The organism is Chlorogloeopsis sp. ULAP02 (genome assembly GCF_038404745.2).
Taxonomy (GTDB): Bacteria; Cyanobacteriota; Cyanobacteriia; order Cyanobacteriales; family Nostocaceae; genus Chlorogloeopsis.
This window is the reverse complement of record NZ_JAYKTT020000017.1, coordinates 63,129-83,448: the sequence shown is the minus strand read 5'-3', so window position 1 is coordinate 83,448 and position 20,320 is coordinate 63,129. Positions and strand designations below refer to the sequence as shown.

Annotated in this window: 19 protein-coding genes; 11 read left to right on the top strand and 8 right to left on the bottom strand. The window is 37.2% G+C overall.

Annotated features, from left to right (window positions below; translation table 11 throughout):
• Positions 1-26 precede the first annotated feature (26 nt).
• The gene (locus U2718_RS08865) at positions 27-1,319 is read right to left on the bottom strand and encodes a glycosyltransferase (RefSeq protein ID WP_341997385.1); all 1,293 of its coding nucleotides are present in this window, start codon (positions 1,317-1,319) and stop codon (positions 27-29) included.
• A gap of 863 nt (positions 1,320-2,182) precedes the next feature.
• On the opposite strand from U2718_RS08865, the gene U2718_RS08860 reads away from it, so the two are divergent.
• A complete protein-coding gene (locus U2718_RS08860; protein WP_341997383.1) occupies positions 2,183-3,382 on the top strand; it encodes a glycosyltransferase family 4 protein in 1,200 nt (399 codons plus the stop codon).
• A gap of 97 nt (positions 3,383-3,479) precedes the next feature.
• Here the strand turns inward: U2718_RS08860 and U2718_RS08855 are convergent, their stop codons facing one another.
• From U2718_RS08855 to U2718_RS08830, 6 genes are all read right to left on the bottom strand, one after another.
• On the bottom strand, positions 3,480-4,550 hold the full coding sequence (locus U2718_RS08855; RefSeq protein WP_341997381.1) for a glycosyltransferase: 1,071 nt from the start codon (positions 4,548-4,550) through the stop codon (positions 3,480-3,482).
• A gap of 95 nt (positions 4,551-4,645) precedes the next feature.
• Complete coding sequence (locus tag U2718_RS08850; protein WP_341997379.1) at positions 4,646-5,356, bottom strand: glycosyltransferase family 25 protein; 711 nt, start codon at positions 5,354-5,356, stop codon at positions 4,646-4,648.
• A 317-nt stretch (positions 5,357-5,673) separates the two neighbouring features.
• Positions 5,674-6,672 carry a glycosyltransferase family 2 protein gene (locus U2718_RS08845; protein WP_341997377.1) on the bottom strand — a complete coding sequence of 333 codons (999 nt, stop codon included), beginning with the start codon at positions 6,670-6,672 and terminating at the stop codon, positions 5,674-5,676.
• A 127-nt stretch (positions 6,673-6,799) separates the two neighbouring features.
• A complete protein-coding gene (locus U2718_RS08840; protein ID WP_341997376.1) occupies positions 6,800-8,020 on the bottom strand; it encodes a glycosyltransferase family 2 protein in 1,221 nt (406 codons plus the stop codon).
• A 55-nt stretch (positions 8,021-8,075) separates the two neighbouring features.
• Positions 8,076-10,412, bottom strand: coding sequence for a polysaccharide biosynthesis tyrosine autokinase (locus U2718_RS08835; RefSeq protein ID WP_341997375.1), 2,337 nt, complete (start codon positions 10,410-10,412; stop codon positions 8,076-8,078).
• 82 nt (positions 10,413-10,494) lie between these two features.
• Entirely contained in the window at positions 10,495-11,277 is a 783-nt protein-coding gene (locus U2718_RS08830; RefSeq protein ID WP_341997373.1) for a WecB/TagA/CpsF family glycosyltransferase, read from the bottom strand.
• An 816-nt stretch (positions 11,278-12,093) separates the two neighbouring features.
• Between U2718_RS08830 and U2718_RS08825 the strand changes: the two genes are divergently transcribed.
• The 6 genes from U2718_RS08825 (at position 12,094) to U2718_RS08800 (ending at position 15,724) form a co-directional block, all read left to right on the top strand.
• Positions 12,094-12,498, top strand: a complete 405-nt coding sequence (locus U2718_RS08825) for a transposase (protein ID WP_341997371.1) — start codon at positions 12,094-12,096, stop codon at positions 12,496-12,498.
• Between the two features lie 870 nt (positions 12,499-13,368).
• Positions 13,369-13,695, top strand: coding sequence for an SH3 domain-containing protein (locus U2718_RS08820; protein WP_341997369.1), 327 nt, complete (start codon positions 13,369-13,371; stop codon positions 13,693-13,695).
• A 230-nt stretch (positions 13,696-13,925) separates the two neighbouring features.
• Complete coding sequence (locus U2718_RS08815; protein ID WP_341997367.1) at positions 13,926-14,207, top strand: aquaporin; 282 nt, start codon at positions 13,926-13,928, stop codon at positions 14,205-14,207.
• Positions 14,208-14,365: 158 nt separating this feature from the next.
• Positions 14,366-14,698, top strand: coding sequence for a hypothetical protein (locus tag U2718_RS08810; protein ID WP_341997365.1), 333 nt, complete (start codon positions 14,366-14,368; stop codon positions 14,696-14,698).
• A gap of 352 nt (positions 14,699-15,050) precedes the next feature.
• Positions 15,051-15,374: a hypothetical protein gene (locus U2718_RS08805; protein ID WP_341997363.1), complete on the top strand. Its 324-nt coding sequence runs from the start codon at positions 15,051-15,053 to the stop codon at positions 15,372-15,374.
• Entirely contained in the window at positions 15,356-15,724 is a 369-nt protein-coding gene (locus U2718_RS08800) for a pentapeptide repeat-containing protein (RefSeq protein WP_341997361.1), read from the top strand. The genes U2718_RS08805 and U2718_RS08800 overlap by 19 nt, the downstream gene beginning before the upstream one ends.
• Before the next feature lie 37 nt (positions 15,725-15,761).
• On the opposite strand, the gene U2718_RS08795 is transcribed toward U2718_RS08800, so the two are convergent.
• A complete protein-coding gene (locus U2718_RS08795; protein ID WP_341997360.1) occupies positions 15,762-15,989 on the bottom strand; it encodes a hypothetical protein in 228 nt (75 codons plus the stop codon).
• Between the two features lie 168 nt (positions 15,990-16,157).
• Between U2718_RS08795 and U2718_RS08790 the strand changes: the two genes are divergently transcribed.
• The 4 genes from U2718_RS08790 (at position 16,158) to U2718_RS08775 (ending at position 20,308) form a co-directional block, all read left to right on the top strand.
• Positions 16,158-17,189 (top strand): phosphotransferase, encoded by a 1,032-nt coding sequence (locus tag U2718_RS08790; RefSeq protein WP_341997358.1) that lies wholly within the window; start codon positions 16,158-16,160, stop codon positions 17,187-17,189.
• 424 nt (positions 17,190-17,613) lie between these two features.
• Positions 17,614-18,552: a phosphate/phosphite/phosphonate ABC transporter substrate-binding protein gene (phnD, locus tag U2718_RS08785; RefSeq protein ID WP_341997356.1), complete on the top strand. Its 939-nt coding sequence runs from the start codon at positions 17,614-17,616 to the stop codon at positions 18,550-18,552.
• Positions 18,549-18,830, top strand: a complete 282-nt coding sequence (locus tag U2718_RS08780; RefSeq protein ID WP_341997354.1) for a hypothetical protein — start codon at positions 18,549-18,551, stop codon at positions 18,828-18,830. The genes phnD and U2718_RS08780 overlap by 4 nt, the downstream gene beginning before the upstream one ends.
• Positions 18,830-20,308, top strand: coding sequence for a sensor histidine kinase (locus tag U2718_RS08775; protein ID WP_341997352.1), 1,479 nt, complete (start codon positions 18,830-18,832; stop codon positions 20,306-20,308). Before U2718_RS08780 ends, U2718_RS08775 begins: the two co-directional genes overlap by 1 nt.
• Positions 20,309-20,320: the final 12 nt, after the last annotated feature.

The window sequence follows — 20,320 nt, the reverse complement described above, 5'->3', positions numbered from 1 at the left end:
TTCAGCAGTAGGAGACTTGTTAGCTTTTAATTCAACATCTTTACCTCGACATTAGGATTGTTTAGACAGTCAACAGTTGATGGAGTATCAATCTCCTGAGTTTTTAAATTCTCGTTGCTAGATTGAAAGAGTGCTGCTAAGTTGCCAGCTTCAATAGTGATATTGTGCTTTTGAATAACCCGGCTTCGACCTTTGGTACCCATGTGTTCTAGCTGTTCTATCGGTAACTGTAATGCCTCCCGCATTGCTGTCACTAATGCTTCGATTGAGCCTGGTGGTACCAACCAACCGCAAACTCCTGGTTCAACTAATTCAGGAATCCCGGCTATATAAGTGCTGATGACTGGACGAGATAGTGCCAGTGCTTCCATGAGTACCACTGGTAAACCTTCGGCAAAGCTGGGTAATACCATTGCTCGCGAAGCAAGAATATGTTGGCGAACTTCGCCATTGCTAGCCCAGCCGATGAGTTCAACATAATTTTGCAGCCCAAGTTGAGCGATCGCATTTTCAATTTCGTTCCGCAAGAGTCCGTCGCCTATGAATACCAGCTTGAACTGCAAGCCCTCACGCGCCAACTGAACTGCGGCATCTAATAAAAGTAGATGTCCCTTGGCTTGACTCATTCTGGCAACACAGACAAAGCGTGGCTCTGACGGTATGGAGGTGGGTGTTAGATCTAGAAATCCATCATCTACACCGCAATGAACAACATGAATTTTTGACCACTCAGAGCGATCGCACCAGCGATACAACTGGCTCTTACCAAAGGAGCTAACTGTTACTACAAAAGCAGCTCGTTTAACTTTTTCTACTAAGGATAAAGACTGGACAGAATCAAATTCTTCTGGCCCGTGAATAGTAAAGCTGTAAGGGGGGCCACCCATTGCCGAACACAACATTGCTACCGTGGTGGAATTTGTGCCGAAGTGAGCGTGAACATGATCTATAGATGCTTTTCTCCACCAACCTAAAAGTACGCAAGCCTCAGCTAGGTAGATTAAATGATACAAAATACCCCGCTCGGAACGCCAACCAACTCTCAGCGCCAACCACAGGGCTTGTAAAAAACGAATTGGCCTTGCGATCGCAGTGCGAATTAAACTAACAACTAAACCTATTTTTCCTATTCCTAAAACTACCTGAGTCTTCTCCAACTCTAGTATGTCTGCTTCGTCAACCAGTTCGGTACCGCAAGAACGGATTGCAAATCGCTGAATTTTGATGCCGTATTTCTCCAAGCTGGTGATTTCTCGGCGAATAAAGCTGTGGCTGACTTTGGGATACTGATTTATCAAGTAGGCGATCGTTAAAGACATCTTGATTTTGTAATTGCTCAAAATATTGGGTTGTCTTGCTAGAAAATAATAAAAAACAAATACTGAATCTTTCAAATAGGTCAAACGGTCTATGGTTCATTTACTATGCTCTACTAAATAGAAATTATTGATAGAGCATAATTTTAATTTTTACCGCACTACAATCTATTACTGGTAATAAAGCTTAGGAAATTTCTAGCTGCAATTTTCGCTATGAGCGTACAAACTCAGACTTTGCAACAGGGTCTTATACTTTTAAGAATTTATCACTAAAACCCACACACGTCATTTTAAAAAGAAAATCAAAAAGAAAGTGATATTTATGGACAACCTTCATCTAATCTTAATTCAATTGCCAATGCCTTTTGTAAGTATTATTAACCTCTAACCAAAAGCTTACGGAATATTTTATCATATCTATTTATAAAGATTTGATTAAGACTGATTTTTTTAGATACAAAAAAGGAGAAAGTTTAGTTGATTAAGATAAAACTCACTTAGTTTTTTCGATACCATACAAACTTTCTGTAACCTTATTCATTTCTTATGATTTTCTTATTTTTTTGTAGTAACATCTGAAGTGGATTATAAAGTATTCCGATGTCAAGTTGAGGAAGCGTTATTAAGAGTGCATCATCATACTCTGATTTTTTCAGTATGCTTTCCTCTGTTATTACATGGATAAGGTTGAGTTGATTGAATTTCAAAAATCCATGTCAAGTATTTTATATATTACCCATCTTGAAATACAACTATTCTTGGTAGTCAGAATAGAAGCCACTTAATATTTTAAATATTGAGATTATTGAGAATTTAGAATCTAAATAGATAATTTTTTCTGAATTTATCTAAGTTAATTATTTATGGCTAACTCAAGCTCAAAATCGCTTCGCATTCTATATGCAGCTGGGCCTGGAAATGTAATCGGAACATACAAATATTGGGTTAACGGACAGGATGATCCATCACAAGTCTGTGTTACGTATTCTGGGCAGTTTTATGATATGTGCCGCACTTTAAATGCAGAAGCTTACATTATTTCATCATTTCGTCAGAAAGAATTCTTACGTGATGGTCAATTTACGATTGAACACAGACCAGTAAAATTTAAGAATGCATCGGGTATACTATATCACTTGAATCAACTTTGGTATGGGATAGGCTTGATTTTTTCTGCTTTGATGTGGAAGGCTAATGTAGCAGTTGTGAATGAAGGTACAACGCATTGGTTTATTTTGTCTATCCTACCTTATTTAGGAGTTAAAGTAATACCTTCTTTACACTGTACTCTATGGCGTAAGTACATACCCCTAACATCTACAGAGAAACTTATTTCGAGACTAAACAGACATTTTTTTGCTAGGGGATGTACTGCAATTTTGGCAGCCTCAACAGATATTTCTAAGCAGGTTCAGGAGTGTGCTGGTAGCCAATCTCGACCAATCTTTGAGTTTTTGCCTCTGTACCGTAGATCAGTCTTTGATGGTATTGCTTCTCCAAACGAGCAGCATTTGCCATTTATAGTTTTGTTCATAGGTCGCATCGAACCATGTAAAGGTGTATTTGATCTGTTGAAAATTGCTCAACGCTTTTTATCTGAAGGCAGGCAGGATATTAAATTTGAAATTTGTGGAAAAGGCTCGGCATTAGAAGCTTTACGTTTTGCCGCAAAACAATCCAAAGTTGATTCATTTTTTGTGTGTCAAGGCTATTGTCATCAACCAAAGATGCGTGAAATGTTGGGTAGAGCGCATGTTGTCATTGTGCCAACAACAACAGCTTTTATTGAAGGATTTTGCCAGGTGGTTGCTGAGGGAATTTTAGCTGCTCGTCCTGTTGTGACTTCATCTGTAATTCCGGCTTTATCGTATGTGTCGAATGCTGTTGTTGAAGTTCAGCCTGATGATGTTGAAGGCTATGGTGATGCATTACTGAAGTTATGTAGCGATCGCAAATTTTATGAACAAAAGCGTCAGGCTTGCTTGCAAGTACAAGAACAATTTTATGACATCTCAAAAAGCTGGGGAACAGCACTGAAATCCGTCTTGAAGACAGTTATTTAGTAACCACAGTCAAGTAGTCAAAGGCACTTAGAAGCTTAAAAACTTTGTAATTTTTACGAAGGGCGCTTGTTAAAAGCACCCTTTTTTAATTTGAGAATTATTTCTTGATAAAATTCATGTTGTTCACAATAGACTTTTGCCTTAAGAAAGCAATTTCATTCTTGAGATTCTCTTTGATTGGTAACTCTAAAACTTTAAACATATCCTTAATACGATAGCGCCAGTCATGTCTATTTAGACATTCACGATAGTTTCTCTGTGAGTTAGCAATCAAACCATCATTATCACTTAATAATTCTTCAAAAAATGCAAGCCAATCTGCTGGATTATCTGGAACTTCAATTGTACTATTTTGCCAGTTGATTAAATTAGCCACGCCTTTACCGAAAGGTTTTTTGCCTACAACAGTGCAACCAGATGACCAAGACTCAAACCAGCGCATTAGAATTGGCGAGTACCCTTGAAAACGTTCTACATTACTTGCTTCAAAGCATAAACTAATTTTCGATCTACTTAAAATCTTAAATAACAATTTTGTGTGTTCTTGGATATTAAAAACCTCAGGGTGAGAGAATGTAGAGTGCAAATAGATTCGATTATTGTGCTCCTCATTGAAGTTTCGCTGCAAACACTTATGTATTTTGGGATCAGTTCTTCCATAGCTGATAATATCAATACTACGATGAATCGAATTTGAGCCTAGTTTGAGTACATCAGTTGCTAGTGGTAAAAAAGCTGTACTTAATTTAGTACTTCTATTGATAGCATCAGCAAGATCAGCACAAATTACAAATAAGTAATCTAAGTATGGCATTACATCTCTATCCAAATGAGATGAATAAAAACCATCTAGTATGTAGCCTATTCGTAGGTCAAATTTCTTGAGAACAGAATTAAGAGCATGAATTGATAAAAGAAATCTAGGCCCTAAACCAATAACTAAAAGGATATTTGGCCCTTGATCTAGAGTAGGTAAGTCATCAATTTTGTACCATGACTTAAAAATTCGGTGTCTATAGCGTCTTAGCAACTGAATCTTATTGTTTGGTAAGGGGTAGATGAATGTAGCATTAAAGGTAGATGATAGTACTTCCTCAAGCGGATAAAGTACTGACCAACCAACATGTTTATTCCCAGGATAAAGTTCTGACAATACAAACAGATTCATATTATTAGCATCACGAATTATCAAGTAACTCTTTATCAAACATCTCACTTGGCCTACTACCTATTTTGCATCTATACCCCGTAAACAATGATTATTTAAGTTTTCAGCAAAGTCCTCGTTAAGCTTGCAAATTTTTTTAGAACAGGCAGTTGATCAAACCATTGTGGAGTAATATCACTACGCGAACTCCGCTGTCCTCCAAAACTTGGTATGGAAATTAGTCTAGTAACATCTGAATTTTTTGATTGGAAGAGGTTATAAACTCCATCTGGTGAAATTGGCCCACAATCAGGATGACCGAGAGGCATTTTGAGTGATAACTCAAAGAAATCAATAACTCTGTCAAATATTTTATTATTGACTCCATAAAAATGAGCTCCAATTATTCCTGTAGATAATGATTGAAGTGTCCCAAAAGTATTTTGTTCTGGATTCATAGCATGATCACAAAAGTATCCAAAGTGAACAATATCCCAGTTTATGTTATGTAATTGCTCGACTAGCACATCCTCATATTGTTGAAAATATTCTGATAATGCTAAATCATCCTCCATAATCAAAACATTTTTTAGATTTTGCTCTTTTGCTAGCTTTAATACAGATAAATGACTTAAAAATGCTCCCTTGTATCCTATTTTTTCAAATGGAGCAGCACTATCCGGTCTAATCGCTGCAAAAAGCTCAACTTTCCCTGGAGTAAATGGCATTCTTGCTTTTTCCAGTTCTTTTTCCATTGCTTGGCGTCTGTCTACTCTATAAGGTAGATTGATGACGTAGATACGCTCAAAAAACTCTATGAATTTCATTTTTTTAGCTAATATTTGGTAAAAAACTAAATTGACAGTGCAAACTTTAGGAACTGTGGTATGGAAGTAAAACCTAATTTTTCTAGGAATGTAACGTAAATCTCTTTTTACTTACAAGTTTCAACAATTAGTTGTTTACTTGAAGCAAGTTTAGGTTTATTTTTAGTATACTTTCTCAATTCTAATTTGTAGAAAGTATGAGATAAAGCTTGAGAGAACTGAAAGTTTTTTATTTGATGTTTTTAGAGATATCCATAGCATATTCCAAAAATCGATATCGATAAATATATAAAAACAATCTTATCTGAAATATTTAATTATTTAATAGGAGTATTATATTGTGTAATATTAGCAATAGTTTGAGGAAGTTTATAATTAAAAATTGCTGAAGACAGAGAAAACAAAAAATAAATTACTATATTTATAGACCATAAAGGCCAATGTATCAAACACCATAAATAGTATTTTAATCTTATGAAGAAATTATCTTTTGTTAAATCTTCTTTGAAAATTTTTAAAATCATTCGACTGTAGAATTTACGAGGATAACCTATTTCTTGAAGTTTCAAATAAATTTCAGGTATATCTTTATGTAAAATTTTAAACCAGGCTCTTGGATCTTCTTGCCAATAGCTAACACCCATAGTACATTCTATATAGTTATTTTTAGTTACTAAAATATTTCCTTGAACAGCGCAATAACCAGCTAAATATGCTAAGTAACCCCAGTTCTCCATACCAATTGACCATTCTTGCAAAGCAGCTTGTGCTAGATCTGTGCGATATATAGTAGCAGTCAAAAAAATTACGCTGCCAAAGTTTTTTTCTATACAATGCTGAAATGTTCCTTTTCCATCATAAATATTTTTCTTGTTGTCAAGATTAGTATCAAACCAGTGTTCTGATGTCACTTCACCTGTTTTCCTGTTCAGGTCTGAGAAATTCAGGTATAGTAATCCTAAATTTGGGATGCTTTTCAATTTACTTATGACGTAAGCAAGTGTGTTATTAAAGATTAAATCGTCATCACCAATTATCCAAGTAAATCGACTTGTCGAAACATTTAAGCAATAAGTAATATTTCTGATACAGCCGATATTTTCATCATGTTTGTTCGATTTAAATGTTGTTTGTATAAATGCCGGCTGCCATTTTTTAATTACACTTTGTGTTTCGTCATTTGAACAGTTGTCAGAAATAATAACTTCACAATCATCTTCAAAGCCCTTAATATCTTGAGCAAGCCAAGAAAGCTGGTTATGAAGTTCTTGAGCACGATTAAATGTTGGGATACAAATAGAAATTAGTTTTTTCATTTGATTCAGTAGTTAAGTTTTCTAATTGGATTTTTATAGGATTGCATTGGATTAAGAGTCTGATTAACTTCATAGAGAAACTAAGAAAGAGGTTTTTCGGGTTGTGATGATTTATGATTCTTACTATCTACTCCCCGATCGCCGAATCTCGTTGTGTGCGAATCCACTCTGTCTGAGGTTGAAGTAGAAAAGCTAAATATAGGGGTATCTTCCACAGAATGTACAGTGGAATGGTTAGCATCGTTCGCAGAGGGAAATTGGTACGACCAAACTTAGCCCAAACTGCAACAATTGAGATACAAATCAGTAACCCTTCTATTGCTAGTAAGATAGTTGGCAGCCATGAAGTCCCAAATACTCCTGCTAGGGTAGCTCCTGTTATGGCTGTTGCCCAGAGCATTACCAACAGCGAAAGTGGTGGAACACACAAATCCAAAGCGATCACCAATAAATCAAAACGCTTTTGCTTATAAGAAGCTTTTAAAAGTCGCGGTACTTGCTTGAGCATAGTTTGTAAATAACCATGCTCCCAACGTGTTCTTTGACTTTTGGCTGCTTGCTGCTGTTGTGGAAGAGTTCCCATCACAAGAGCATCCATACAAAATTTAGGAGGATATCCAGTGATGGCAAGATCCATAGATAGTTGAATGTCTTCAACAATATTGCTACTGGCTAAAGGAATGTTATGAATGATTTTCCAGGGGAAAGCCATGCCCGAACCCATTAGTAAGCAGGGTAGATCCAGTCTTCCTAATCCCCTGGGGCGAACTAAGTTCTTAACTAGAAATGCTAGTGCCGAGACTATATCCTTTGGTTGAGGATTGAGGGGTTGTGTCAACAGATAAACAGCCTGAACAGGGCGTACTGTAGCTAATGCTAGACGACTAATCCGAGCGATCGCGCCTGAATGAACGATACAGTCTGCATCTACCATTACCACCACATCAGGAGGATTATTGGCTATAAATTGCAAACCGTAGTCCAAAGCATAGCCTTTCCCCCGACGCTCAGGATCTTGACGCGAAATCACTGTTGCACCAGCTTTGTGTGCTAGAGATGCTGTGTCATCATTACAATTATCAGCTATGACTATAAGGCGGTCTTGTTCTATTAACTGCGGCAGCAATGATTGGAGAGTGGTATTGATTCCAGCTGCTTCATTGTGAGCTGGAACTAAAATATCAACTCTAGGTCGAGGTACAAGCGCGTAATACGACTGAATTTGAAACTCAGGAAATAATGCTGCAATACATTCTATAAAGAAAACAGAAACCGGAACCAAAAGCCCCAGTGCGATTGCAAATAAAACAATCTCAACAAATAGGATTGCCAACTGATGAACTATCACAACTGTTGAACCTTTATTTAAGGATGGGTATGTGCCTACAGAAATAGAGAATCAGTTATAATTCCGAGCGATCAAATCCGAAATCTTTAGCTTCATTTTTTACAGAAGCAGGAAGTACCCGCTGATTTGGCTTTGGATGGAGGTTATGAGAGCTAGTTAAACTATTTTTGCCTGTGTTGGCATGATTAGCAATTATCCCCAAAACAGGTAATTGCAACATTTGCAATCGTGACAGAGCCTGTGTAATTAATGGACGTTTGGTTTTGCCAACTCCCACAACCATCAATATCCCATCTGCATGTTCTGCGAGTAAAGGAACATCAGCAAATCCAAGCAGATGGCTAGTATCGTAAATCACTAAATCAAACGCTTGGCGAAATTTCTCCATTAAATGCTGCATCTGAGCAGAGCCAAGCATTCTGGTAGAGGATGGTAAAATTTTGCCTGAAGTAAGTACAAAAAGATTTTTTTGTAAGGGTGATGCCTGAATGAGAAATGATTGAGACGAAACATCCTGAGAAATTAAATTGCTTAGTCCTTGTACATTGTCTAAGGCAAACTTTTTATGAAGACTAGGATTACGAAAATTTGCATCTACAAGCAAGGTTTTCTTACCCATATCAGCCGCAGCTTGAGCAAGATACATGGCAACGGTAGACTTTCCATCTCCAGGTGCAGGTGAAGTCACGATGATAGATTGAGCTTTAGGAGAACCAGCTAGAAAACGAACACTGGCGTAGAGAGAATCAAAAGCTGACAAAAACCTAGCATCTTCCTCAGTCTCTTTGATTGCACCGACAACCTTCAAAGAATTGGGATTAGTGACAGCAGTTTGATTTGCTGGTATTACCTCTAAGATAGGTAAGTTGATGCCATCTTTAATCTCCTCAGGGCTATGGAAGACATTACGATATTTCTCTTTGAGAAAAGCAGCTCCCAATCCTAATACAGTAGCAGCAGCTAGTCCGATCACTATTCTCCTAAGATTGCCGCTCTTGGCGATTAAATTACCCTGTTCATCACGGGGTATCCTGGGCTGAGAAACAATTTTCCAGGGTACTTCCTTCTGTGCTGCATCGACTCTTAGTGTTTCGCGCTGTAATAAAAATTGATTGAGTGTCTTGGTAGCAATTTCTAGCTGTCGTTTCAGCTCGTTATACTGGCGCATAGTAGCCGGGTACTGCTTTACTTGCTGATCTAGGTAAGCTTCGGATTGAGCGATCGCACTCAGACGGCTCTCTAAGACTCGAACATTATTACCAGTATCAACCAGTTGCTTAATTAGCCCCAAGCGAGTGGGATCTTGGAAGTTCAAGAGTTGAGGATTTACTGTAGCTGTGAGTTTTTGTCCCAGAATATTTTGGGCTTCCCGATTCAAAAGCTGAGATAGATTTTGCTGTTGTTGTTGCAGCGTAATTAAAGATGGGTTACTTTCCGTATATTTTGCCGACTCAATCGCTATCTGAGTTTCTATTTTCTTAAGTTGGGCAAGTAGTTCTTGATAACGAGGTTCTTGACTAAGAGTAGATGTAGCAAGTGCTTCATTAGGTGTTAATCTAAGTTGTTTTTGCAAGTCTTCATAAAGCCGCCTGTTTTCTTGCAACTCTTTTTGAGCACCTAGCTTTTGAGCTTCTATTTCGCGAACTTGTTTAGATAGTTCTCCAACTTGACTATCAGGATCACTTAGATTATATCGTTGTTGCAGTCTTTGTAAATTACCTTCTAAAAAACTGACTCGCTGTTGCAATTGAGGAAGTTGAGCATCAATAAATTTAACACCTCCGTAAATGCGATCTTTTCTATCCTCAAGACTAAAATTCAAATACTCTTTTGCAATTTCTGACAAAATGAATTCTACTTTTTCAGGATCAGAATCCTTGTAAGTCACGTCTATGATATTAGTCGAGTCAAGCATATTTTCCCCGATTCGTTGAACTACTAAATTTTTTCTGATTGATTCATAGTTCACTTTGGGATACTTAACTCTAATGTTTTGAGCTACTCGCTCTAGTAATTCATTCCCTTGCAAAATTTGAAGTATAGACGGATAGTTTATTTCAACTTGTGTCTGAGGTGCAATTTCTCTATTGCGCGATATGAACGAAGGATCAGTAAGTTTGCCTTCAGAAGATACAGGCTCTACTAAAATCTGAAAATTACCTTCGTAGCTACGAGGAGAAACAAGAATTGAGTATAAAGTGATAACAGCAACAAAACTGGCAATGCTACCAATCAAAAGAATATTGCGTTGCAACATTCGACCGAACGAACGCAAATCTAATCCTCGTTTATTTGAATCAATAAAATCATCTGCGTTGACTAATCTTTGCTGTTGTAATTTATCACTACGCTCACTGATTACTAAGGCTGAAGATTCTTGTTTAGAATTCATAGTGACCACTGTAGTTGTGTCTAGTTCTCCCTAGCTCAATGCTTTGATAAAGCAATGATTCAAAATAATAATTATCTATTCTCTATGAGCTTTCATATAATTCCGAAATATGTTTTTGAACAAATGGCATTTTATATAAATTCAGTCTTTGTTTGAGAATCAACCAAAAAAAAGGTATATCATCTATCAAGTACCTTTTCCATAATCTTTTTGGCTCTAAAACTAATCTATACAACCACTCTAATCCTACTTCTCTCATCCATTTTGGAGCTCTTTTAAGTTTTCCTGCTTCAAAGTTGATAGTCGTACCTATGGCCATAAATATTTTGACATTTGGTAGTTGATTTCTGTATTTATAAATCCATTTTTCTTGTTTTGGTGAACCAACTCCAACTGCTAAGACTGTTGCACCAGAGCTATTAATCAATTCAATAATTTTCTGACACTCTTGCTCATTGTTCTCAAATCCCCAAGATGGAGAGTAAGAATCGACAACAATATTTCTTTCTAACTTACTATTTATTCGCTCTTGAGCTATTGCAGCAACACCATTAACTCCTCCTAATAAAAAGATTTTAATTTGATGATTATCTTTGTGATAATTACAAAAGGCAGGAAAAAAATCCGAACCTGCGATTCGCTCTTGTATTGATTTACCTAAAAAACGAGATGCATAAATTAGAATTTTACTATCACATAATTTATAGTCAGCAATGTTATAAACATTAAAGAAATCACAATCATGTTGCAATCTGATTAGATGGTCTACATTAGGCGTAAACACAATACCAGATTTTAGACTTTGCAATACTTCCTCTAAAGTTAGATTGGTAATTTCGATATTTAATACTCTCACTCTCTTCATTTTTGTCTTCCTAATGCTCTACCCTAATTCTGCGTAATTAACTATCGCTTCTATGAGGTCAATAATGTTTTTAAAACAAAAAAATAGCAAGACACAAGACAACAGCCTTGTTGGTTGTCATACCTTCACCATTTGTTAGTTGACTAAATTTCACATACAAATTTTTAGCCAATTATCATCTTTGACATATTTATAAAAACTGTTCAGATAGTTAGTGTCAAAAAAGAGAAAGTATCACCAAGTACTGAACAACTAAAATCCTTGAGGTGTACATGGCTTTTCACCGACAAGCCTCAATTTCTGTGGTCTTTGCGTGAAGCCAGACAAACTTTCACTCTATGGTAAATATGTCAAATCTGTACTTACAGACTTTAACCACTTCATATTGCAACATACAAAAGCTTACAAAGTTTGTTTCTATTTAACGTAGCAAAGGAAATTTTTAAGCTAGAGGGTACTTTTTTCAAGTGTCAATCAAATCCTTATCAATATTTAACACAAAATTGGCTATTGAACACAAAATTAGTAAAAATTGATTAGGTTTACACTTCCTAATTGATTAAGTCCAATGCAATAGTTTGAATATTTTCTTCTTATAAACTTCTTACTTATTTGCACTACTTTCTGTCTAATGTAGTGTTTTGATTGACAAAATAGCTTGAATCGGTTTTTTTGCTAGTTATTGTACATCTTAACCTGATTAACTACTGTTTTTAGGCAGATGGTTGGGTTAGGTATCACATAACTATAAGCTTTAAGTTTGGCAAATGACAAGATTTTCAATATAGCGTGAGACTATTTGTTCTAAGTCTAAAAATGAAAGCTTACTCATTAGATTTACGGCAAAAAATTCTTGAAATCTACAAAAAAGAGAAGATTTCACAACGTCAACTGGCTAAACGCTTTGGTGTTAGCAAGAGCTTCGTGCAATCGCTGCTTAGACGCTATCGAAAAGAAGGAACGGTAGCTAAAAAGCCACATGGTGGAGGTAAACCAAGATTATTGACTTCAACACAGATAGAACAACTAAGACAATTAGTAACTGACAACAAGGATGCTACTTTGGATGAGTTATGCGAACTTCTATATCAAAAAATACAAGTAAAAGTCAGTCGTTCCACTATGGGACGTATACTACAGCAGATGAACTTAAAACGTAAAAAAAAACCTTCTACACCAGTGAATACAACCTTAGGAGTTGGGATTGAAATACTGGTATGAAGATTAGGCTAAGATGCAAAGATTTTATACATTTGGCAGAAAGTCAAATTTTGATAGTAACTTTGGTATCTGACAATGATTGATGCATTGTAGTCAATTGGGAATCTATATGTTCTTTTCTCATTCTTAAACAATAAAACATTGAAGCTTCATAAAAATAGTAGGAGATTTCATTTTATATAGCCAGCTAAAGTAATTCTTATAAGCTTTTAGCTGTTGTATTTTCATGCTTTCTGTCACATTGACTAGATTAACTATTTGCTGCTGATATGTAAATTACACTTAGTCTTTACATTGAGCTTATAACTTTTTTATTTTCCTTTTGAGAAGTGAAAAAATAGCCTCTAATCGCGATTATCAAAATTAAATTCTATATCAGCATGATATTTAAGTTAGACTTGAGACGAAAGATGAAAGTTATCAGTTAACTAATCTTTTTATCATTTGTGCATATTTCTTACTTTTTATTTATGAGTTTATTAGAAAATGATTATAAAATTCTTATTTATCGTTGCTAGATTTGAAACAACAATACACTAGCATGACTGCTATCTAAATTATGAGATGGAAATACTATTAACTTTATCTAGATCTAATCTGAGAGTGAACTCTTTCAAGAAACAAAGCAGATGGCAGAGGAGCCACTGCGTTGCAGAGGTTCTCCGGAGGCGGAGCGTCTTTGGCTCCGCTCCGTTATAGCAAGTGGCGTAGCAGATGGCAGATGGAAATAAGGATTTGACTTGTTTGTTTCATTTGTAGCATGTGGTGTACGCCAGTGCGTCTGCTCCTAAGAAGATGTAAAAAATATCAATAATCTTTAGAAATTTTTCAGGCTTTAGAATTAAAGTTCCTTGGGTAATTGAAAAGAATATGCGACTTAAAAGTTTAGTTGCTGCCTGTATTACAGGATTTGTATTTGCTGTAGGCTCATGGTCTGCCATTATAGCTGGTGAGACTGGTGTTGTAACCTCGCGTTACTTAACTATACGCTCTGGCCCGGGTACAGAGTATCGTTCAATTTTTATTCTCAGACAGGGCGATCGCGTGGAAATTGTCGAGCAACAAGGTGACTGGGCAAAAATCATTGGTGAACTCGGTGGAGAAGGTTGGGTAGAAACTGTCTACATATCTATGCAGAATGCTGGGGACAATTCTTCTGAATCTGACGATAATAATGTTATTCAAGGATTATGGTAATTCAAAGCAACTTTTATAAATATCTTATTTCTTTGATCTAGTCTTAATTATTTAAAGGACAAAGTACTTTCTTATCTTATGATTTACCACATTTGCTGACTTAAAAACTAATTTTGAGAACTTGCACATGACAGTCTCCATCTAAAGATTTTCCCAATTTAGACCACAAGGAAAGAGATCCAAGAGGTAAGTGCTGTATCTATACTTCCCGTAGAAAGGAGTTTGAACGGATGAATATTGTAAAACTTTGTATTGCTGAATTTATCGGCACATTCTGGCTAGTTTTAGGCGGTACTGGAAGCGCTGTATTAGCAACATCTTACGTAACAAATGAGGTAAATATTATTCAATTAGTAGGGGTATCTTTAGCCTTTGGTTTGACTGTGCTAATTATGGCATATGTGATCGGTCATATTTCTGGTTGCCAGCGATCGCCTCTGGCAGGTGCGGCGGGGATAGCAGCATCGCTGTTGTCGCCATCCCCGCACGTGCGATCGCTGCTGCTGGAGTAGTTTACCTTATTGCTAGTGGTCAATGGTTCTATTCAGCTATATTTAGTGAAGATAACTCAACAGAACGAGTTGTAAAGCTTGTGTAGTCAACGATTGCGATAATTTTATTGGCAATTCATGACTTCACAATTCAAACTTGAGATTGGAGCTGTGGTGTGATGAACTCCAATGATTTTATGATGTCTGCAATTACAATTGTCACTCCCCTAGTTGCATTATTACTTGTAGATGCACAGCAGATTACTTCACCCAGTCGTAAAGAAGTCTGTGCAGTTGTCACAGCTATGTCAAACGGACAGACTACAGATAATTTTCTCAAAGAAATTGGTGTTGAGCGGCAGCAAGTAATCCATAATCTGGGACAACTCAAGATAATTAAACTCTATAAAGAAAATATAAACTGGCAATATGCTGTTGAAAACTCAAAGTCAATTCCTGAGGCTCAATTGCATACTTCAATTATGGGTGCATTACATATGGCGTGTGAGTAAGGAAAGCAGATCTGTTTCCTGATTATATGACCCTTTATTTTTCTCATGCTCCGCGGGAAGGCAAGGAAAGAGGACATATCCTGCTATGTTCATCTTCCTTGTCTTCCTTTTCCTATTGGTTAACAATTCATTATAATTGACATGGGAACGCAGAAAAATTTAAGCGATCGCCTACCAAATTGAAGTGTAAACAATTTTATTGTCTTACTTTTGCATCTAATCATCCGTAGTCGTTGATAAAGTGATGAATAGAGGCTCTATTGGCTTCGCACATATAACTTGTGCCTTAAAAGTAGGTTGCAATACCTGCACATAGGGTTTATGAAATTTTGAGCTCATTCATTAGAGACAGATGATCATAGCAAAAGAATTCCAGCAATTAATTGAAAAACAGCAAAAAACTCCTGAATCCCTACCCAAAGCACTGCAAGCTCTGTGGTATGACTACAAAGGTAATTGGGATAAAGCTCATGAAATAGTTCAAAATGCTAGTGATGCTGATAGTGCTTGGGTTCATGCCTATCTCCATAGAAAAGAAGGAGATTTGAGTAATGCCCGCTATTGGTACAGACGCTGTGGTAAACCAGAATTTCATGCCGGGCTAGATCGAGAATGGGAGGAAATTGCTTCTAATTTGCTGACGAAGGTAAAAGAATTATGGATGCCAATGAATTAATCAGGCGTTATGCCGCAGGAGAAAGAGATTTTACAGCAGTCAATTTAGCTAATGCCAAGTTAATTGGAGCAAATTTAGTTGGCATCAATTTGTATGCAGCAGATTTGAGTGGAGCTAACCTAGCTAAAGCTAAACTATGGGGAGCAAATTTGAGTGGAGCTAACCTAGCTAAAGCAAATTTAACTAGAACTAACCTCAGTGGTGCAAAGTTAGTGGACGCGAATCTGCGCGGAGCAAGGTTACACTATACTAAGCTGTTTGAAGCGAATTTAACAGGAGCTTGCTACGACGACAGCACCAAATTTTCTTGGGGATTCGATCCTGTGAGCAAAAATATGCGAAAGATTTAATGCAGCAGCTTGAAGAGTGAGTAGTGGGGAGCTTTGATCACGAAATAGCTGGAGATGTAACTGCTTGGGAAATATAAGGTAACTTCCAATCAACTTGGTAATTGATCTGATCCAAAACTAGTTGAATAGAAGCTTTACTAGTTTCCCAAGTAGATTCAACCAAATACTCGGTAAAAGTTGCCAAAATTTCCAAGCTGCCAGGGGCAAGTTCTAGCAGAACTTCTAATAGTACCTCAATAATAATTGGCTTCCAGTAGATTCGCATTGTCTTACTCTGAACAGCTTGTTAAATATAGATACAAGTGGCAAAGAGTAAATTATGTATTTCGACTGGAAAATGACAGAAGGAATAAGAAAAATTTTTTATGAAATCTGCTGATGAAAGTTTTGCACAAGAATTAGCCCAGAAATATTCAACCTGTTTTACCCAGTAATGGAAAATTCTCAAAACTCGCGGTTGTCGAAGCAAGATGCAATGACACTACTTGATGCATGGTTATTTGTTGATGACGCAACAGTGCTACCAACAAATGAAGGTACAGTTAACACAACTTATTTTGTGAAGACGCAGGCAGGCAATTTTGTCTTCAAGTTGTACAACGATTCCACAACCACTGCTCAAATTCAGTACGAACACTTGCTACTAACACATCTGAAAAAATTGAATTTGTCGTTTGCTGTTCCGGCTCCAATCCCAACCGCATCGGGTGAAACACTGCTTGTGGTTAATCGAGATGACTGCTCGTTGCGAGTTGCTCTGCTGCCATTGATTTTAGGAAATAAGAGCGATCGCACAAATCTTGCTCACACCTACGCTGTTGGTAAGGCATTAGGAGAACTGCATCACGCCTTGGCTGGGTTTGATTTAGAAGGGCAAATGGCTCAGTTACCTCCCTGGGGGGATCTCTATCACATTCATCCATTATTGCCAGATCCATTTGAAGTACCACGGTTACTTGAATTGCCACTAACACAACAACAACGAGTGATTAAAACGTTGACTGAAGTTTTGGAAGCTGTACCTAACCTATACAAAATGCTTCCAGTTCAAACAACTCATGCAGATTTTCTGTCTCCCAATGTTTTGGTAGCAAACAACCGTGTAGTTGGGATTTTGGACTTCGAGTTTGCTACTTCAGACTTACGGTTAATAGACTATATTGCGGCAGTCGATCACTTTACGCGATCGCCTGGGCAGGAGGCACCTCGTTGGGAATTTATTAAAGCTTTCAGTACTGGCTATACCGAATATATTTCTCTTTCACAATTTGAAGTAGAAGCACTAACATTAGTTTGGCGCTTGCAGCAGGCAAGTTGTATTGTTTATTGGACAGGGTGGCTACTTGAGAGAAAAGTGACTTCCCAAAGTGTATTGGATGGAGTAGCGAGAATGCTGGCGCTAGAAGATTGGTTGGCAGAAAACACCGCTCAGTTAATGAGTGATTTACCTGCAATATTTAATTAAGAAAAATACGAATAATGCACACAAAAGCTCCTTTACCTATTGCGCTTGGCTATCCGCTAATTACGACATATGGTAGTTGACAAATTACAACATATACACAAACTGTAAAAGCATGGGCAACTAGAAGCAAGAAGTAGCCTAGTTTCTAGTTGGGTACAGTTATTTGCTGCTACCTTGCTATCTATCATATTCTTCTTTCAATTATCATCACAAACCTATCTAAAATTTACTAAGAGCGGAAAAGTCGTAAAAGAAAATCAAGATTTTTGATACATATCTTGGACATAAAGGCTTGAAATCATCTTCCAATCATTACAAAACATCAAAAGTGTTATTTGTGTAATTTGTTTGGGAAACATAACTTTAATACTAAATGAAGAGAGAACAAGACATTAAATTGCTGAAATCCAAGAGTATTTTAAAAATGCATTTATTATTACAAAAAATTCACAAAAAAACATTTCTTAGTTTAGCTGTGATTCTTGCTGTCTTTACCTTATGCTGTACTGTTTCAGAATCTAATAGAGCCACAAGCGAGCAAGAAAGTTTAGATAGCAAAGACAACAAGCAAAAACTCAAAATAGGAGTTTTACCAACTCAAAGTCACACAGAACAACAACGGATGATTAAACCGTTGGATGAATATCTAGAAAAAGCACTCGGACGACAGGTGAGTTTCCAAATTGCTAAGGATTACAAAGAAGTAGTTGATTGGCTAGTAGAAGAGAAAGTAGATATGGCTTATGTGGGAGCCGTATCTTACTTTGAAGCACTAGAGCGGGGTGCAGAGGTTGAACCGTTAGTTGCTCCCATTGATAAATATACAGGACGACCTTGGTATCGAGCCGCAATTATCGTCAACAAAAATAGTCCGATTAAGACGCTACAAGATTTGAAGGGTAAGCGAGTTGCATTTGTCAGTAAATCGTCTACATCTGGTTATCTCATGCCACTGGCAGCCTTGACAAAGCAAGGGATTAAACCTGAGTATGACTTTACCCAAGTCATCTTCCCTGGAACTCACGCCAAAACTGAAGCAATGCTGGAAGATGGGCTTGTCGATGCAGTTGCCACTAACATCCCTTCTTACATCAAACGGCAGAAAATTGGCAAGCTGGCTCCCGCAAACTCCAGAGTTATTTGGGAATCCGCTCCTGTTCCCCATTCACCTATGCTAGTTTCCAAAAAATTACCCCCAGAACTGATTAAAGAGTTAAAACGGGCATTCCTTAATACTCCCGCAGGCATGGAAGATATCGTCGGTACTCAAGCAGCTGGTTACACCTTAGTTGTGGCGTCAGATTATGCACCGATTGAGCAACTGCGAATACAACTTAATCTCAATTCTCAGGGGGCAAAATGAATATTTCTACTAAATTTATAGGCACTTCTGCTTTTGTTGTTGGGTTAATCGCTGTTGTCTTGGGTGGGATTACAATCTGGCGTAACCAAATGGAAACTTCTGCTTACAAAAAGTTGGAGCAAGCCAGCCGTACTATTGAATTAGCTTGGCAGGTACAGGCGATTGTAGGACATGAAGTTCACGCACTTAAAGACTATGTATTCTTAAAACGCAACACTCAGATATACAAAAGTATCAAACAAATGTGTTGGAGAATCTTGAGGAGTTGGAAAAACTAATGCCTCAGTCTCCTGATTTGGAGAATATTCGTCGCCGTCATGAATTTCTTGTTCGCTTAGGAACACAACTGACAAATTTGGCAACTGTCACGTCTGAGACATCTGTGGCAGATTCTCAACAAGACTTTCGGGCAATTAATGCTTTTGACAGAGATATTGACTTTTTTTTAGATGAGGTGATTGAAGATTCCCATCAGCAAATGCACTTGGCTAAACAAGAATTACAACAAGTTCAGGAAATGTCACATTTTTTTTCCTATGGGATTGTATTTCTTATCCTTGCTATTTCTGTGAGTAAGTTTTTCTTCATCTTGCGTCCGGTGATTCAATCCTTGCACAAACTACAGACGGGAGCTACAGCAATTGGCGCTGGTGATTTAGGATACCGTCTGAACATTCAAAGTGGTGATGAAATTGAGCAAGTTTCTAACGAATTTAACCGTATGGCAGACAAACTTGCTGAATCCTACAATGTCTTGGTTGAGCGCAGTCAGGAATTGAGTAAACTTAATGACAGCTTAGAAACCGAAATTACTGAACGTAAAGAGGCAGAGGCAGAACTTCAGCAAACTTTACACGAACTCCAGAAAACTCAAGCTCCACTGATTCAAACAGAGAAAATGTCTAGCCTTGGTCAACTTGTAGCAGGGGTGGCACATGAAATTAACAATCCCGTTAACTTTATTCACGGTAACATTGCTCATGTAAATGAATATACTAAAGGCTTGCTGGAACTATTATGTCTTTACCAACAAGAGTACATAAACCCCAAACAGACAATTCAAGAAAAGGCTGAGGATATTGAGTTAGATTTTCTTGTTGAAGATATGCCCAAAATACTCAGTTCCATGAAAATGGGAACTCAAAGAATTAAGGATATTGTCTTGTCTTTACGCAACTTTTCCCGCCTGGATGAGGCAGAGATGAAAGCAGTCGATATTCACGAAGGTATTGACAGCACTCTACTGATTTTACAAAATCGTCTTAAAGCTAAAACAGAACATTCAGCAATTGAAATTATTAAGGAGTATGGCAACTTACCTAAGGTAGAGTGCTATCCGGGGCAATTGAATCAGGTGTTCATGAATATTATTAGTAATGCTATTGATGCCTTGGATAGTTACAACCAGAAGCGCTCCCAACAGGAGATTAGAAATAACCCTAGCAAAATTACAATTTGCACCAAGCTTGTTAATAATAGAGTGGTAGTATTAATTGCTGACAATGGTTCTGGTATGACTCCAGAGGTGAAGCGCAAGCTGTTTGATCCATTTTTTACTACTAAACCTGTAGGTCAAGGAACAGGGTTAGGTTTATCAATTAGCTACAAAATTATTGTGGAAAAACACGCAGGCGTGCTGCGGTGTGAGTCAGAATTAGGGAAAGGAACAGAGTTCTGGATTGAAATTCCCTTATGTCAAATATGTCAAAAAAAGCATCAAGAGTCGCTGTATAATACCATCTCTGTTGAAAATTGATAGAGTAGCAGG

What these genes read in the sequence shown, in the direction of transcription:
- U2718_RS08810 (WP_341997365.1), top strand. Translation starts at nt 14,366, where the DNA reads ATGAACTCCAATGATTTTATGATGTCTGCAATTACAATTGTCACTCCC.
- U2718_RS08820 (WP_341997369.1), top strand. Translation starts at nt 13,369, where the DNA reads ATGCGACTTAAAAGTTTAGTTGCTGCCTGTATTACAGGATTTGTATTT.
- U2718_RS08855 (WP_341997381.1), bottom strand. Translation starts at nt 4,550, where the DNA reads ATGAATCTGTTTGTATTGTCAGAACTTTATCCTGGGAATAAACATGTT.
- U2718_RS08865 (WP_341997385.1), bottom strand. Translation starts at nt 1,319, where the DNA reads ATGTCTTTAACGATCGCCTACTTGATAAATCAGTATCCCAAAGTCAGC.
- U2718_RS08790 (WP_341997358.1), top strand. Translation starts at nt 16,158, where the DNA reads ATGGAAAATTCTCAAAACTCGCGGTTGTCGAAGCAAGATGCAATGACA.
- U2718_RS08815 (WP_341997367.1), top strand. Translation starts at nt 13,926, where the DNA reads ATGAATATTGTAAAACTTTGTATTGCTGAATTTATCGGCACATTCTGG.
- U2718_RS08850 (WP_341997379.1), bottom strand. Translation starts at nt 5,356, where the DNA reads ATGAAATTCATAGAGTTTTTTGAGCGTATCTACGTCATCAATCTACCT.
- phnD (WP_341997356.1), top strand. Translation starts at nt 17,614, where the DNA reads ATGCATTTATTATTACAAAAAATTCACAAAAAAACATTTCTTAGTTTA.
- U2718_RS08775 (WP_341997352.1), top strand. Translation starts at nt 18,830, where the DNA reads ATGCCTCAGTCTCCTGATTTGGAGAATATTCGTCGCCGTCATGAATTT.
- U2718_RS08835 (WP_341997375.1), bottom strand. Translation starts at nt 10,412, where the DNA reads ATGAATTCTAAACAAGAATCTTCAGCCTTAGTAATCAGTGAGCGTAGT.
- U2718_RS08845 (WP_341997377.1), bottom strand. Translation starts at nt 6,672, where the DNA reads ATGAAAAAACTAATTTCTATTTGTATCCCAACATTTAATCGTGCTCAA.
- U2718_RS08860 (WP_341997383.1), top strand. Translation starts at nt 2,183, where the DNA reads ATGGCTAACTCAAGCTCAAAATCGCTTCGCATTCTATATGCAGCTGGG.
- U2718_RS08805 (WP_341997363.1), top strand. Translation starts at nt 15,051, where the DNA reads ATGATCATAGCAAAAGAATTCCAGCAATTAATTGAAAAACAGCAAAAA.
- U2718_RS08830 (WP_341997373.1), bottom strand. Translation starts at nt 11,277, where the DNA reads ATGAAGAGAGTGAGAGTATTAAATATCGAAATTACCAATCTAACTTTA.
- U2718_RS08780 (WP_341997354.1), top strand. Translation starts at nt 18,549, where the DNA reads ATGAATATTTCTACTAAATTTATAGGCACTTCTGCTTTTGTTGTTGGG.
- U2718_RS08825 (WP_341997371.1), top strand. Translation starts at nt 12,094, where the DNA reads ATGAAAGCTTACTCATTAGATTTACGGCAAAAAATTCTTGAAATCTAC.
- U2718_RS08800 (WP_341997361.1), top strand. Translation starts at nt 15,356, where the DNA reads ATGGATGCCAATGAATTAATCAGGCGTTATGCCGCAGGAGAAAGAGAT.
- U2718_RS08795 (WP_341997360.1), bottom strand. Translation starts at nt 15,989, where the DNA reads ATGCGAATCTACTGGAAGCCAATTATTATTGAGGTACTATTAGAAGTT.